General features: G+C 38.9%; 2 protein-coding genes. Both read left to right on the forward strand.

The window, feature by feature from the left end; translation table 11 throughout:
- On the forward strand, positions 1 to 728 hold a 728-nt coding region (locus A6E04_RS20715), incomplete at its 5' end, for a porin (RefSeq protein WP_065612284.1).
- A 90-nt stretch (positions 729 to 818) separates the two neighbouring features.
- Positions 819 to 1,528: hypothetical protein (locus tag A6E04_RS20720; RefSeq protein ID WP_065612285.1), on the forward strand; the 710-nt coding region annotated here is incomplete at its 3' end.

Here is a 1,528-nt window from a genome sequence, read left to right on the forward strand (position 1 = left end):
TTGGTGCATCAGGCGATTGGGGTAATGTACGCGTAGGTCGTGTTCTTACGCCATTATATGAATTGGTTGACTGGCCGTTCTCTAACCCTGGCTTAGGCTCTGTATTCGATTGGGGCGGTATTGCTGGTCACTACGATCGTCAATCAAACCAAGTTCGTTATGATTCACCTAAGTTCGGTGGCTTCTCGTTCGCAGCTTCTGTGGGCCGTGATGATAATGCTAATGGTGGCGGTGCTGCGACTCGTGATTCATCTTTTGCAAGTGCGAATGCAAAATACAGCTTCGAAAAAGTGACTTTAATGGGTGCGGTTGAAGCTGGTTCAGATTTTAACGGTGTTGCTGGTCAAGATAACCAATCTTATTTAGTTGGTTTTGATGCAGCATTACCTGCTGGCTTCGGTATTGCAGCGGCATATAAAGTAGAATCTTTGGACAATCAAGCTAACAAGGCTGGCGTTTCTCAAAGCGGTGTTAACGTAGAGCAAGGTTCTTACTCTATTATCGGTCAGTACTGGAATGGCCCAATTGGTTTTAAATTGGGTTACGCAGCGAATTTAGAGTCTGAAACTAACAGTAAAACAGATAAAGATTCTGACAGTAATACGATTTCAGGTCAGCTAATGGCTGTTCATAATGGTTTTGTACCTTACCTTCGTGTAGCCGGTCGTACTGTTGGTGATGCAGATACAGATATCGTAACACGTGTTGGTTTAGAGTACGGTTTCTAAGAAAACTCGTATTAAGCTAACTTTAAAAGCGCTGGCAATTTTTGTCGGCGCTTTTTACTTTAAGAGCATTTAAAATTTAAGGTGTATAAGATGTATAAAAAGACCGTTGGATTAAGCATATTATTACTAAGTGGATGCTCAACATTATCTAGTGATGATGATTTTTCTGATGCAATAAATGAAGTTACCAGAAAGTATAATTATATTTCCATTGAAGGAAAAAATATTACCCCGATAGAGAATAAAGGCATTGGAGCTAATTCACTAAGAAACACATCACATGTTGTTGCTAATTATCCAACGACAGACAAAATAGCGCCAGAATCATACATAGCCGTTGAATTGAGTTATTTTAGAAGCAGTTATGAATACAATTCGGTTGTCTTTAATGGAATAGAAGAAAAATTAACCGCTTATTCACCTTCTACGGAATCGTGTACAGAGCACTGCACTGCAACTCAATATTTTACGTTTCCTATTGATAATAACGAAATTGAAAAATCAGCTAAAGACGGGTTAACGTATGATGTTAACACGACAAATAATATGTCTAAGTTGTCTTTTTCAATCCCGGCTGGTTATTTTCAAGCAATTTTAGATGAGAGAAAATTTAACTCGAATATGAATACGACCGCTCCTTTACCTGTTGCGGTGATTGACGTTGTGAGTGATTCTAAACCGGTAGAAATGACGAAATATTGGTTTGATGAATCAACAGCAGTAGAGCAAGAGTCATTTACTGAGTGGGCCTTTGCAAATCGTAAAGCAATCAATAGTCCATTAGCGAGTACATCAAAATC

The sequence above is a fragment of the Aliivibrio logei genome (assembly GCF_001691055.1).
Taxonomy (GTDB): domain Bacteria; phylum Pseudomonadota; class Gammaproteobacteria; order Enterobacterales; family Vibrionaceae; genus Aliivibrio; species Aliivibrio salmonicida.